Source organism: Streptomyces graminilatus (assembly GCF_001418565.1).
GTDB classification, from domain to species: Bacteria; Actinomycetota; Actinomycetes; order Streptomycetales; family Streptomycetaceae; genus Streptomyces; species Streptomyces graminilatus.
In genome coordinates, this window is record NZ_LIQQ01000025.1 from 1 (window position 1) to 12447 (window position 12447).

At 70.8% G+C, this 12447-nt stretch carries 12 protein-coding genes and 1 pseudogene; 6 read left to right on the top strand and 7 right to left on the bottom strand.

Going from position 1 to position 12447, the window contains the following annotated elements:
- Positions 1-423 (bottom strand): annotated as a pseudogene (locus AOK08_RS02720) (hypothetical protein); the annotation flags it as partial.
- A 129-nt stretch (positions 424-552) separates the two neighbouring features.
- On the opposite strand from AOK08_RS02720, the gene AOK08_RS02725 reads away from it, so the two are divergent.
- The gene (locus AOK08_RS02725) at positions 553-1707 is read left to right on the top strand and encodes a cystathionine gamma-synthase (protein ID WP_055523264.1); all 1155 of its coding nucleotides are present in this window, start codon (positions 553-555) and stop codon (positions 1705-1707) included.
- 33 nt (positions 1708-1740) lie between these two features.
- On the opposite strand, the gene AOK08_RS02730 is transcribed toward AOK08_RS02725, so the two are convergent.
- The 3 genes from AOK08_RS02730 to AOK08_RS02740 all read right to left on the bottom strand — a co-directional run bounded on the left by AOK08_RS02730 (position 1741) and on the right by AOK08_RS02740 (position 3105).
- A complete protein-coding gene (locus AOK08_RS02730) occupies positions 1741-1989 on the bottom strand; it encodes a hypothetical protein (RefSeq protein WP_055523265.1) in 249 nt (82 codons plus the stop codon).
- Positions 1986-2489: a sigma factor-like helix-turn-helix DNA-binding protein gene (locus AOK08_RS02735; RefSeq protein WP_055523268.1), complete on the bottom strand. Its 504-nt coding sequence runs from the start codon at positions 2487-2489 to the stop codon at positions 1986-1988. Before AOK08_RS02735 ends, AOK08_RS02730 begins: the two co-directional genes overlap by 4 nt.
- Before the next feature lie 109 nt (positions 2490-2598).
- Positions 2599-3105, bottom strand: coding sequence for a MarR family winged helix-turn-helix transcriptional regulator (locus AOK08_RS02740; protein ID WP_198539085.1), 507 nt, complete (start codon positions 3103-3105; stop codon positions 2599-2601).
- Between the two features lie 163 nt (positions 3106-3268).
- Between AOK08_RS02740 and ilvA the strand changes: the two genes are divergently transcribed.
- From ilvA to AOK08_RS02755, 3 genes are all read left to right on the top strand, one after another.
- Positions 3269-4507, top strand: coding sequence for a threonine ammonia-lyase (gene ilvA, locus AOK08_RS02745; protein ID WP_055523270.1), 1239 nt, complete (start codon positions 3269-3271; stop codon positions 4505-4507).
- A gap of 243 nt (positions 4508-4750) precedes the next feature.
- Positions 4751-5806 (top strand): ATP-binding cassette domain-containing protein, encoded by a 1056-nt coding sequence (locus tag AOK08_RS02750; protein ID WP_055523272.1) that lies wholly within the window; start codon positions 4751-4753, stop codon positions 5804-5806.
- Positions 5803-6660, top strand: coding sequence for an ABC transporter permease (locus AOK08_RS02755; RefSeq protein WP_055523274.1), 858 nt, complete (start codon positions 5803-5805; stop codon positions 6658-6660). The genes AOK08_RS02750 and AOK08_RS02755 overlap by 4 nt, the downstream gene beginning before the upstream one ends.
- Positions 6661-6797: 137 nt before the next feature.
- Here AOK08_RS02755 and greA read toward each other — a convergent pair whose 3' ends face one another.
- Both greA and AOK08_RS02765 read right to left on the bottom strand, forming a co-directional pair.
- Complete coding sequence (greA, locus tag AOK08_RS02760; RefSeq protein WP_055523276.1) at positions 6798-7295, bottom strand: transcription elongation factor GreA; 498 nt, start codon at positions 7293-7295, stop codon at positions 6798-6800.
- Between the two features lie 201 nt (positions 7296-7496).
- The gene (locus tag AOK08_RS02765; RefSeq protein ID WP_055523277.1) at positions 7497-7895 is read right to left on the bottom strand and encodes a DUF4307 domain-containing protein; all 399 of its coding nucleotides are present in this window, start codon (positions 7893-7895) and stop codon (positions 7497-7499) included.
- Between the two features lie 146 nt (positions 7896-8041).
- On the opposite strand from AOK08_RS02765, the gene mca reads away from it, so the two are divergent.
- Positions 8042-8902: a mycothiol conjugate amidase Mca gene (mca, locus tag AOK08_RS02770; protein WP_055523360.1), complete on the top strand. Its 861-nt coding sequence runs from the start codon at positions 8042-8044 to the stop codon at positions 8900-8902.
- Positions 8895-9146 (top strand): hypothetical protein, encoded by a 252-nt coding sequence (locus AOK08_RS02775; RefSeq protein WP_055523279.1) that lies wholly within the window; start codon positions 8895-8897, stop codon positions 9144-9146. Before mca ends, AOK08_RS02775 begins: the two co-directional genes overlap by 8 nt.
- A 45-nt stretch (positions 9147-9191) precedes the next feature.
- On the opposite strand, the gene AOK08_RS02780 is transcribed toward AOK08_RS02775, so the two are convergent.
- Positions 9192-12413, bottom strand: coding sequence for a tetratricopeptide repeat protein (locus AOK08_RS02780; protein WP_055523281.1), 3222 nt, complete (start codon positions 12411-12413; stop codon positions 9192-9194).
- Positions 12414-12447: the final 34 nt, after the last annotated feature.

A 12447-nucleotide genomic window follows, 5' to 3' on the forward strand; every position in this document is an offset into this window, starting at 1 on the left:
GTGCACCGCCGCGCCGCCCGCGTCCTTGGGCGCCTCCGCCCGCCAGACCCGCAGCCACTGGCCGCCCGGCGACTCGCTCACCCCGCCGGGGCGTTGCTGGAGCTCCAGGGACGCGGCGCCCGCGAAGGCCTGCACGCGCTGCCAGCGCCGCTCGCCGTCCCGCTCCGTACCGGCGAGCAACTGCGCCGCCGCTCTGTAGTCCCGTGTGCGCTGCACCACGTCCAGGACGTCCAGGAGATCCTGGTCGGGGCCGGGCATACGGATGTCCAGCGCCTCCTGCCGGACGAAGCCGTAGTCCGCCGGGTCCGCGGCGTCCGGGTCACCGGGGGCGACCTGCTGAATACCGGCACGCCCGCGCCGCACGAACGGCAGCACGACGAAGCCGAGCATGACCAGCGCCATCAGGACCCAGAGAATCTCCATGCCTCAAGCGAACCAGACGCCTCTGACAATTGGCCAACCCGGTGGGGACACAGGCCCCCGGAGCCCCCGCCGCCCGCCTCCCGGGGCCGTGGCCGTCACCGGACCCCCGGGCGCATTACCCTCGGGCACATGAGCGACAGGCACATCAGTCAGCACTTCGAGACCCTCGCGATCCACGCGGGCAACACCGCGGATCCCCTCACCGGCGCGGTCGTCCCGCCGATCTACCAGGTCTCGACCTACAAGCAGGACGGCGTCGGCGGGCTGCGCGGCGGTTACGAGTACAGCCGCAGCGCGAATCCGACCCGTACCGCCCTCGAAGAGAATCTCGCGGCGCTGGAGGGAGGTCGCCGCGGTCTCGCGTTCGCGTCCGGACTGGCGGCCGAGGACTGCCTGTTGCGTACGCTGCTCAGCCCCGGCGACCACGTGGTCATCCCCGACGACGCCTACGGCGGCACGTTCCGTCTCTTCGCGAAGGTCGTCGCCCGGTGGGGCGTGGAGTGGTCGGTCGCCGACACCAGCGACCCGGCCGCCGTACGGGCCGCCCTCACCCCGAAGACCAAGGTCGTGTGGGTGGAGACCCCCTCCAACCCGCTCCTCGGCATCACCGACATCGCCGCCGTCTCCCAGGTCGCCCGCGAGGCCGGTGCCCGGCTCGTCGTCGACAACACCTTCGCCACGCCCTACCTCCAGCAGCCGCTGGCCCTCGGCGCGGACGTCGTCGTGCACTCCCTGACCAAGTACATGGGCGGCCACTCCGACGTCGTCGGCGGCGCGCTGGTCACCGGTGACCAGGAACTCGGCGAGGAACTGGCGTACCACCAGAACGCGATGGGCGCGGTCGCCGGGCCCTTCGACTCCTGGCTGGTGCTGCGCGGCGCCAAGACGCTCTCCGTGCGGATGGACCGGCACAGCGAGAACGCCACGAAGATCGCCGACATGCTCACCCGGCACGCGCGCGTGACGCGCGTTCTGTACCCGGGGCTGCCCGAGCACCCCGGTCACGAGGTCGCCGCCAAGCAGATGCGGGCGTTCGGCGGCATGGTGTCGTTCCAGGTCCAGGGCGGCGAGGAGGCGGCCGTCGAGGTCTGCAACCGCGCCAAGGTGTTCACGCTCGGCGAGTCCCTCGGCGGCGTGGAGTCCCTGATCGAGCACCCCGGACGCATGACGCACGCGTCCGTCGTCGGCTCGGCCCTGGAGGTGCCGGGCGACCTCGTACGCCTCTCCGTGGGCATCGAGAACGTTGAGGACCTTCTGGAAGACCTCCAGCAGGCACTCGGCTGATCACCGGCCGCGACCCGGTTTCCCGGCCCGGTCTCACCAGCCCCTCAGAGGTGGAGTCGTCTCCGACGGCGGCTCCACCCAGGGGTGCACCATCGACGCCCACACCGTGAAGGCGACCGCCGCGGCGAACAGCAGCACCCACATCAGCCGACGCGCCGCCCGTCTGCGCCGCAGCATGCGGCCGCCGCGCCGTACGACCTCCGCGTACAGGTCGGGCGGCACCGGAGGAGGTGTCCCCTCCATGCGCTGCCGCGCGGCGCTCTCCCGGTCCCGCCGGCTCACGACGGCACCACCTTCGGTCCGGTCACCGCCGGCGCCGGGCCGCGCGGCGGGTGCAGCAGCGTCGCCGTCGCCCGGTCGCAGACCGCGTGCACGCGTTCGGTGGGCAGCCCGAGCAGCGCCGCCGTCTGCTCCTCACCGACGCCCTCGTACAGCCGCAGGACCAGGATCAGCCGCTGCTGCGGGGCCAGCAGGGCCAGCGGGCTCCCGGGGTGCGGGCGGGCCCGGCCGAGCGCGCCGTACCGGTGCCAGGCCCCGCGCGCGAAACGGACGGCGAGACACTGACGGGCCAGGTCGTACGGGTCCTCACCGCGCATCCGGTCCCAGCACGCGTACGTGTGCGCGAGGGCGTGCGTGAGCAGGCGCCGCGCGCGCGGGTTGTCGTGCGGCGCCTCCGCCGTGAGCAGCGTGGCCGTGTGCAGCAGCCGGCCCGCCGCGCCCGCGACGAACGCCTCGAAGTCCCGGGCCGGTCCGGCACCTTGGGACGCCTGCCGTTCTCGCACCGTGCCTCCCGCCGTACGACAAGGACCCGGTCTCATCTGAGGCCAGATGCCGCCCGCCGGTCAAGAGGCCGGGCACTGGGGCCGTCGGGCGGGAGGCAGGGGCCGGTCGTCAGGAGGCGGACTCCGGTTCCCCCGCCGGGAGGCCCTGGGAGGCCTGGCGGGCGGAGAGCGCGGTATTGAAGCGCGTGAGGAGCGTGCAGAACACCTCGCGCTCCTCCGGTGACCACTCCTGCGTCAGCTCGGCCATCAGCTGACGCCTCGACGACCGCACTTCCTCCAGCCGCGCGAGCCCGCGCGGGGACAGCTGGAGGACCACCGCCCGCCCGTCCTCGGGGTGCGAGGTGCGCTTGACGAGGCCCGTGTCGACGAGCGGAGCCACCTGCCGGGTGACCGTCGACGAGTCGATGCCCATGCTCGCGGCGAGCGCCTTGACGCCCATCGGGCCTTCGTTGTCGAGGCGGTTGAGCAGCAGATACGCGGCGCGGTCCATCGAGTTGCGCACCTGCCCGACTCCCCCGAGCCGGGTCTGTTCGGCACGGCGCGCGAACACCGCGACCTCGTGCTGCAACGTGTCGAGGAGACCGGTGTCACCGACGGTCGTCATGTCCATCGACATTTCAGGTGTTGTGGGCATGGCCGGGGGCTCGCTTCATCAAAGGGGTGCTGGGTTGGGGGACAGGGTACGCGGCCGGAAGGCGGGCCGTACCGGCGCTGCCAAAACCGATCTCGGAGCTTGGTCACACCGCGAGTCCGCGCCTGTGAACTGCGAGACTTGAGTCATGAGCGACAGCACGGCTGACTCCTTGCACTCCCTGGGGCCCGTCACCCTCGACGACGTACGCGGTGCGCGGAAGATGCTCATGGGTGTGGCGCGGGTGACGGCCATGGAGAGCAGCCGGCATCTGTCCCAGCTCGTGGGCACGCCGGTGCACCTCAAGTGCGAGAACCTCCAGCGCACGGGATCCTTCAAGCTGCGGGGCGCGTACGTCCGTATCGCCGGGCTGCTGCCCGAGGAGCGGGCCGCCGGTGTCGTCGCCGCCAGCGCCGGCAACCACGCGCAGGGCGTCGCGCTGGCCTCGGCGCTGCTCGGGGTGCGTGCCACCGTGTTCATGCCGTTGGGCGCCCCGCTGCCGAAGATCAGCGCCACCCGGGAGTACGGCGCCGAGGTGAGGCTGCACGGCCAGGTCGTCGACGAGACACTGCTCGCCGCCCAGGAGTACGCGCAGCGCACGGGCGCGGTGTTCATCCACCCCTTCGACCACGCCGACATCATCGCCGGGCAGGGCACGGTGGGCCTGGAGATCCTGGAGCAGTGCCCCGAGGCGCGCACGATCCTCGTCGGGATCGGCGGGGGCGGTCTGGCCGCCGGGATCGCGGTCGCCGTGAAGTCGGTGCGGCCCGACGTCCGCGTCGTGGGCGTGCAGGCGGCGGGAGCAGCCGCGTATCCGCCCTCGCTGGCCGCCGGCCGGCCGGTGTCGGTCGCGAACCCGGCCACCATGGCCGACGGGATCAAGGTCGGGCGGCCGGGCGACGTGCCGTTCGGGATCATCGGCGAACTGGTCGACGAGGTCCGCACGGTCAGTGAGGACGAACTGTCGGCCGCGGTGCTGCTCTGCCTGGAGCGCGCCAAGCTGGTCGTGGAACCGGCGGGCGCGAGCCCGGTCGCGGCGCTGCTGAGCGAGCCCGGGGCCTTCGAGGGGCCGGTCGTGGCGGTGCTGTCCGGCGGCAACGTCGACCCGGTGCTGCTGGAACGCATCCTGCGCCACGGAATGGCCGCGCAGGGCCGCTACCTGGCGGTTCGGCTGCGTCTCACGGACCGGCCGGGCGCCCTCGCGACGCTCCTCGGGGTGTTGTCAGTGGTCGACGTTAATGTCCTCGACGTGAGCCATGTCCGGACCGATCCGCGGCTCGGGCTCACGGAGGCGGAGGTCGAGCTGCACCTTGAGACGAAGGGGCCGGCGCACTGCGCCGAGGTCGGTCTGGCGCTGCGCGAGGCGGGTTACCTCGTCATCGACTGAGGCCACTCACTCGGGATCACGCGGACGCGTATCGCGAGGACGGGTATCACGCGGACGGGATCACTCGGACGGGTGGCCTCCGGGAAAATCCATTGAGAGACGCGATACATCGCGTTATGGTGTGTGTCACGCCTCCGCATCCGCACTCTCGTGCGCCTGTTCATCCTCCTCCCGTTCACCGGGCGGGGCCAAGGAGACAAATCTAGGCTTTTGCGGTAATCCTCAACGACGTGGAGAACTGATATGCCAGGTGCCATCCACGCCGAAGGACTGGTGAAGACCTTCGGTGACGTAAAGGCTCTGGACGGCGTCGATCTGGACGTCCCGGAGGGCACGGTCCTCGGTCTGCTCGGGCCGAACGGAGCGGGCAAGACCACCACCGTCCGCTGTCTGACGACCCTGTTGCGGCCCGACCGCGGCTCGGCGGTCGTCGCGGGTATCGACGTCCTGAAACACCCCGAAGCCGTCCGCCGCTCGATCGGCCTCTCCGGGCAGTTCGCGGCGGTCGACGAGTATCTGACCGGCCGCGAGAACCTCCAGATGGTCGGGCAGCTCTACCAGATGAAGTCGAAGGCGGCGAAGGCCCGCGCGGACGAACTGCTGGAGCAGTTCCACCTCACGGACGCCGCCGACCGTCCGGCGAAGACCTACTCCGGCGGTATGCGCCGTCGGCTGGACCTCGCGGCGGCCCTGGTCGTCTCGCCGCCGGTGATGTTCATGGACGAGCCGACGACCGGCCTCGACCCGCGCAACCGCCAGCAACTGTGGGAGGTCATCAAGCAGTTGGTCTCCGGGGGGACGACGCTGCTGCTGACCACCCAGTATCTGGAGGAGGCCGACCACCTCGCGCACTCCATCGCGGTGGTCGACCAGGGGCGGGTCATCGCCCGCGGCACCTCCGACCAGCTCAAGGCCCGCACCGGCGGCGAGCGTGTCGAGGTCGTCGTGCACGAGCGCGAGCACATGGCGACCGCGTCCGAGGTGCTCAGCGTCTTCGGCAAGGGTCAGGGTGAGGTCACCGTGCAGGAGCACATGCGCAAACTGACCGTGCCCGTCACCGGCGGCGCGAAGCTCCTCGCGGAGATCATCCGTGAACTGGACACCCGAGGCATCGAGATCGACGACATCGGCCTGCGCCGCCCGACCCTCGACGACGTCTTCCTCTCCCTGACCGGCCATGTGGCCGAGGACAAGGACGCGGAGAACGGCGGGGAGAGCGGAAAGCAGGACGGAAAGCAGGACGCGAAGCAAGGCGGCAGACGGGGCGCGAAGCAGACCGGAAAGGAGACCGTCAAGTGAGTGCCGTCACCGACGCGGTGCCCGCAGTGGCATCCAAGAACCCCTTCAGCCAGCTGGTCCACGACTCCCTGGTCGTCGCCAAGCGGAACCTGATCCGCATGTCCAGGATTCCCGAGATGGTGATCTTCGGGCTGATCCAGCCGATCATGTTCGTCATCCTCTTCACGTACGTCTTCGGCGGCTCGATGAAGATCGGGAACACCACCAGTCCCGAGGTCTACAAGAACTTCCTGATGGCGGGCATCTTCGCGCAGACGGTCACCTTCGCCACCGCGGGCGCGGGCGCCGGTATCGCGGACGACATGCACAAGGGCCTGATCGACCGGTTCCGCTCGCTGCCGATGGCACGTGGCGCGGTGCTGACCGGCCGCACCGTCGCGGATCTCGTGCAAACGGCCCTGACGCTGCTCGTCCTGGCGATAGTCGCCCTGCTCGTGGGCTGGCGCCCGGGTTCCGTGGAACCGACGAACTTCGGGAGGATCCTCGGCGGCTTCGGCCTGCTGCTCCTGCTCGGCTATGCCTTCACCTGGATCGGTGCCCTGATCGGCTTGTCCGTGCGCACGCCGGAGGCGGCGACATCGGGAGGTCTGATCTGGCTGTTCCCGGTGACCTTCATCTCCTGCGCGTTCGTGGACTCCGGTCAGATGACGCCCTGGCTGCGCCATGTCGCGGAGTGGAACCCCTTCAGTGCCACCGTCCAGGCGTGTCGTCACCTCTTCGGTGACCCCGGTGTGTCCCACTCCGACGCCTGGCCCATGCGGCACTCGGTGCTGGCCTCGGTGATCTACTCGGTCCTGATCATCGCGATCTTCCGCACCCTGTCGGTCCGCAAGTACCGCTCGGCGGACGGCTGAGGGTGCCCCGGGCGTGACGATGCCCCCGGCGCCAGGAAGAGGGCACCGGGGGCATCGCAAGGGGCGAGGCAGTGGATTCCGACGGTTCCGAGGAGCCGGTTCCGAAGAGCCGGGTCCGCAGGACCGGGTCCGGGAGGTCAGGCCTGGTAGGGCACTGCCTTCAGGATCTTCACGGTGGCGAGCTTGCCGTTGGGCAGCTCGTACTGGGCGTCCGCGCCGACCTTCTTGCCGTTCACCCCGCTGCCGAGCGGAGACTGCGGCGAGTAGGTCTCGATGTCGGAGCTGGCGTACTCGCGCGAGGCGAGCAGGAAGGACAGCGTGTCGTCCTCGTCGCCGTCGAAGGCGATCGTCACGACCATGCCGGGCGCGACCGTGCCGTCCGCGGCCGGCGCCTCGCCGACCTTCGCGTTCTCCAGGAGCTGGGTCAGCTGGCGCACACGGAGCTCCTGCTTGCCCTGCTCCTCCTTGGCGGCGTGATACCCGCCGTTCTCGCGCAGGTCGCCTTCCTCACGCGCAGCGGCGATCTTGGCGGAGATCTCCGTGCGCGCAGGACCAGTAAGGTGCTCAAGCTCGTCCTTGAGCTTGTTGTACGCCTCCTGGGTCAGCCAGGTGACGTTCTCGCTGGTCTGGGTCACAGGTGCTCCTCGTAGGTACTGGGAATACAAAGCATCGCCCTACCAAGAAGAATGTTCCTTCACGGATGGGCGAAACCACGAGCCTAACAATTCAGCGGCGACAGGGGGAGGACATAAGCCATCAGAAAAACGTCAGCGCAGGTCAACGCTTGTGTGATGAGTGTGACCCCGCTGATGGCCTGCGGGACCCCGGCGGTGGCCTCAGTCGCTGTGGCAGCCGAGCAGCTCGGCCGTGGTGCCCTGCGACGTCGTACGGAGCGTGACGAGCCGGTCTATGCGGGTGGCGGCACCGTCGAAGCGGAAGTCGGCGCGGCCCACCTCGGCACCGTTCTCGGCCTGGGAGCGGACCGTGCAGTAGCCGTTCGTCCCGGAGTCCTTGCGGACCTCCAGATGAACCCTGACCGAGTTCTCGTACGTCTTGAAGGTGATGACCTCGGCGCTGATCTTGCTGCCGACGACGTAGTGATAGCCGAACCAGCCGATCACGATGAGCAGTACCGAGCCGAGAACAGCGGCGACGATCCTGAGCTTGCGGTCGGCGCCCGCGTCCGTGGAGCGGCCGTACCGTCCCTCGGGAGGTCGCGTGGTCGCCGTACTCATGATCGTCCTCTCCGCGAGGGCCCTGGAAAGCCGGGCCCCGGAATTATTGGCCGCTCGGTTCGGTCACTATAGAAGCCGCTCATCGCACCCGCTCACACCGGATGCCGACCTACGAGGATTGAGTCTTGACTGACCAGCTGCGACTGATGGCCGTGCACGCGCACCCCGACGACGAGTCGAGCAAGGGTGCGGCCACCATGGCGAAGTACGTGTCCGAGGGGGTGGACGTGCTGGTCGTGACCTGCACGGGCGGGGAGCGCGGCTCCATCCTCAACCCGAAGCTGCAGGGCGACAAGTACATCGAGGAGCACATCCACGAGGTACGCAAGAAGGAGATGGACGAGGCCCGCGAGATCCTCGGCATCAAGCAGGAGTGGCTGGGCTTCGTCGACTCGGGCCTGCCCGAGGGCGACCCGCTGCCGCCGCTGCCCGAGGGGTGCTTCGCCCTTGAGGACGCCGACAAGGCGGCGGGGGAGCTGGTGAAGCAGATCCGCGCGTTCCGTCCGCAGGTGATCACGACCTACGACGAGAACGGCGGGTACCCGCACCCCGACCACATCATGACCCACACCATCTCGATGCTGGCCTTCGAGCGCGCCACGGACACCGAGACGTACCCGGAGTCGGAGTTCGGCCCGGCGTACCAGCCGCAGAAGCTGTACTACAACCAGGGCTTCAACCGGCCGCGCACCGAGGCGCTGCACAACGCGCTGCTGGAGCGCGGGATGGAGTCGCCGTACGGGGACTGGCTGAAGCGGTGGGCGGAGTTCGAGCGCACCGAGCGCACGCTGACCACGCATGTTCCGTGCGCGGAGTTCTTCGAGATCCGCGACAAGGCGCTGCTCGCGCACGCCACGCAGATCGACCCCGACGGAGGCTGGTTCCGGGTGCCGCTGGACCTTCAGCGGGAGGTCTGGCCGACGGAGGAGTACGAGCTGGCGAAGTCGCTCGTGGACACTTCCCTCCCCGAGGACGACCTCTTTGCGGGCATCCGCGACAATGCTTGACATGAGCGCAAGCGCAAGCCTGGCAATGACGCACCTCGCCTCCTTCTCGGCGGAGGTCGACGAGAACAAGGTGACCCCCGGTGTCCTCGGCTTCATCGTGTTCGCGGTGATGGCTCTCGCCGTGTGGGCCCTGATGAAGTCCATGAACAAGCAGATGGGCAGGATCCAGTTCAAGGAGGCGCCGGACCCCGCGGAGACCTCCGGCGCCCCCGAGGGAGCGGCCAAGGCCTCCACGCAGGAGTGAGGCGCCCACCGGGTGTCCCGCACCCGGCCCGGCGCCTCCGGGTCCTCACCTCTGGCCGGCCGCCGGTACCGGTACCCCCATGACCTCCCGGGCGTGCCGGTTCGGGATCATGCCCAGGCGCCACGCCTGCCAGCCCGACTCCAGGGCCACACCGCGCTCCAGCAGGAGCCGGTAGGCATCGACGAAGTCGTCGAGCTTCTCGTCACGGGACGGATGGCGGCCCCGGGAGAGCTGGGACAGCTCCTCCTGGGCCACCGCCGTGCCGATGTCGACACCGCCGGGGGCCGCGTACGGCAGGAGGGTGCAGCGCAGGAAGCGCGCCCAGTCCTCGCCGCGCCGGTCGCCGTACGAGGTGAACAGGGCGATCGCCTCGTCGCACAGGGACAGCGCCTGCTGGGTGCGGGCGTTGCCCGCGTCGACGATGGCCAGCTCCAGGCAGGTCCAGGCCTCGCCATGGGCCACCCCGATGCGCTGGAAGTCGGCGCGGGCGTCCATCAGGAGCTGGCGGGCGAACCCGGAGTTGCGCAGCGAGCCCGTCTGGACGGCCCGCTGGTCACGGGTGACACGGGCCGAGTGATGGCGGGCGCACGCCAGGCCGTAGACGTCCCGGATGCGGGAGAACATCGTGCGGGAACGTTCCAGCTCGCGGACCGCCAGATCCAGGTTGCCGGTCTCCTCCAGGGACTGGCCCAGGTAGTAGACCGACCACGCCTCACCGCGCGCGTCCTCGTTGTCCCGGTGGACCGCCGCCGCCCGGCGCAGCCCGTCCACCGCCGCCGACGCGTCCCCGGCGACCAGCCGGGCCCGCGCCAACTGGGTCAGGGCCCAGGCCTCGCCACGGGTGTCGCGCGTACGGCCGTACAGATCGAGGGCCGTACGCAGGTCGGACTCGGCGCGCGGTACGTCGCCCATCCGCAGGCCGAGTTGCCCGAGCTGGAAGTGGGCCCACGCCTCGCCGTGGATCGACTCGCCCTCGCGATGCAGGACCAGGGAACGGTTCAGCAGGTCCCAGGCCTCGGCGAGACGGGAGCGGTCGCGTTCGACGGCGGCCAGCGCGTGCATCGTCCAGGCGCGGTCGGTCGCCAGTTCGGGGGCCTGCTGGAGGTCCAGGGCCTCCCGGAGCTTCGCCGCCGCCTCGACCAGGTTGCCCTGGTGGTGCAGCGTGATGCCGAGCGAGCACAGCGCGCGGGCGGCGCCCGCGTCGTGGTGGGCCTCCATGTACAGCTCGACGACCGAGGTCAGCGTCGTACGAGCCTTGTCCAGCTCGCCCAACTGCCGGGCCGCGATACCCGTACGCCACTGCACCGAGCGGACCAGCAGCCCCTGGTCCACCGACTCCGCCAGCTCGCTGATCTCGCCGAGCCGGTAGAGGTCGCCGCGCAGCAGGCAGTAGTCGCACAGCGCGCCCAGCAGGTTCAGCACGGCGGCCTGGTTGACGCCGTCGGCGTGCCGCAGCGTCGCCGTGATGAAGCTCGACTCGTCGTCCAGCCAGCGCAGCGCCTCGTCGAGGGAGGTGAAGCCGTGCGGGCTGAAGCGGTCCGAGCGGGTCGACATGTTGCCGTCGACCAGGCGCAGCACGGAGTCGGCCAGCTCGCCGTAGCTCACGATCAGCCGTTCCTGCGCGGCCGTGCGCTCCGCCGGTTCCTCCTCGTCCAGGAGACGGGCCTGCGCGAAGGCGCGGACCAGGTCGTGCAGGCGGTAGCGGCTGCCCCGGACGTGGTCGATCAGGCCCGCGCGGGCGAGCGCGTCCAGCTGACGGGTCGCCTCCGTCCGGTCCGTGGCCAGCAGGGCGGCGGCGGCCGCCGCGCCGAGCGAGGCCCGCCCGGCCAGCGCCAGCCTGCGCAGCAGCCGCCGGGCGGGCTCCGACTGGTCGGTGTAGCGCAGCCACAGCACCCGCTCCACCGGCTCGACAGGGCCGTACGCGCCGAGGTCGGTGGCCAGCCGGCGCTGACTGCGCAGACCGAGCGAGGAGCCGGCGACGCGCAGGGCCAGCGGCAGCCCGCCGCACAACTCCGTCACCCGCGCGACGGATTCGGCGTCGTACGGACCCGCCGGGGCCGACCCCGGCTCCGCTCGTGCGGAAGCGGCCAGCAGTTCCTCGGCGCCCGCCGCGTCCAGGGGCTCGACGGCCAGTTGATGGACCCAGAAGGGCAGGTCGGCCGGGAGCGCGAGCGGCTCGCGGGCCGTGACGATGACCAGGCTGTCGGAGCGCTCCGGGACCAGGGTGCGGACCTGCTCGGGGTCCTGGGCGTCGTCCAGGACGATCGTCACCGGCACCCCCGTGAGGTGCTGGTTGTACAGCTCGGTCAACCTTCTGACCTGCTGGTCCGGTGACGAACGCTCCCTGAAGAGCGACTGCTCGCGGGAGGCGCCGAGCCGGTTCAGGAGGTACAGCAGGGCGTCACGGGTGGGCAGCGGCGGCTCCTGCGGGCTGTCGCCGCGCAGATCCACCACGCACGCGCCCCGGAACTGGTCCCGCAGATCGTGCGCCGCGTGGATGGCGAGCGCGCTGCGGCCACTGCCGGACGCGCCGTGCAGGACGACCAGGGTCGGCCGGGTCTCGGTGCTCGCGCGGGCCGCGTGCACCCACTGCCGGATGCGGGCCAGTTCCTGCCGCCGGCCCGCGAACGGGTCGTCAGGGTCGGGGAGTTGGGCGAACGACTGGTCAAGGACGCTGCGCGTGCGGGCGGCAGCGCTCTTGTCGCTGCCGCGCAGCCTCGGCCCCGGTTTCTTCGGCCCGGTGGACGCGCTGAGCACCCGCTGCTGGTCGAGGAACGGCCGGATACCGCGTACCTCAAGGGCCGTCAGCCAGGTCAGCCGCAGTTGCTCGGGACCGCCGGGCTGGCTCACGGCACCGGCCCGGTGATGGGCGGCCGGCAGATGGGAGGCGGTCACCTTCAGTACGGTCGCGGCGGCGCCCACGACGCCCACCGTCAGTGCCGCGCCCACGGCGGTGCCGGTGCCGGTGCCGAGCGCCACGTCGGCGACGCCCGCCGCGAGGGCGGCGACGGCCGCCACCAGCAGGGGAGTTCCGGCTCCCTCCCGGGCGTAGCGCTGCCCGAAGGTGAGCTGCCCGGCCTTCGCGTCGTCGAGCGCCCGCGTGTACGCCGCGTACTCCTCCGCCGCCGACTCCGCCATGGTGTCCAGCGCCCCGCGCGCCCGGGTGAGCAGCACACTCCCGTCCGTACGCCCCCCGGACCGCCGCACCTCTTCCTCCACGGCCCGGCCCAACAGCCGCTCGGCTTCCGCCCGGTGGCTGTCCCGCATGGTGTCCCCCTCTGGCAGCGATCCTCGATGGTTC

What these genes read in the sequence shown, in the direction of transcription:
- AOK08_RS02740 (WP_198539085.1), bottom strand. Translation starts at nt 3,105, where the DNA reads ATGTCGATGGACATGACGACCGTCGGTGACACCGGTCTCCTCGACACG.
- AOK08_RS02750 (WP_055523272.1), top strand. Translation starts at nt 4,751, where the DNA reads ATGCCAGGTGCCATCCACGCCGAAGGACTGGTGAAGACCTTCGGTGAC.
- AOK08_RS02765 (WP_055523277.1), bottom strand. Translation starts at nt 7,895, where the DNA reads ATGAGTACGGCGACCACGCGACCTCCCGAGGGACGGTACGGCCGCTCC.
- ilvA (WP_055523270.1), top strand. Translation starts at nt 3,269, where the DNA reads ATGAGCGACAGCACGGCTGACTCCTTGCACTCCCTGGGGCCCGTCACC.
- mca (WP_055523360.1), top strand. Translation starts at nt 8,042, where the DNA reads ATGGCCGTGCACGCGCACCCCGACGACGAGTCGAGCAAGGGTGCGGCC.
- AOK08_RS02780 (WP_055523281.1), bottom strand. Translation starts at nt 12,413, where the DNA reads ATGCGGGACAGCCACCGGGCGGAAGCCGAGCGGCTGTTGGGCCGGGCC.
- AOK08_RS02775 (WP_055523279.1), top strand. Translation starts at nt 8,895, where the DNA reads ATGCTTGACATGAGCGCAAGCGCAAGCCTGGCAATGACGCACCTCGCC.
- AOK08_RS02725 (WP_055523264.1), top strand. Translation starts at nt 553, where the DNA reads ATGAGCGACAGGCACATCAGTCAGCACTTCGAGACCCTCGCGATCCAC.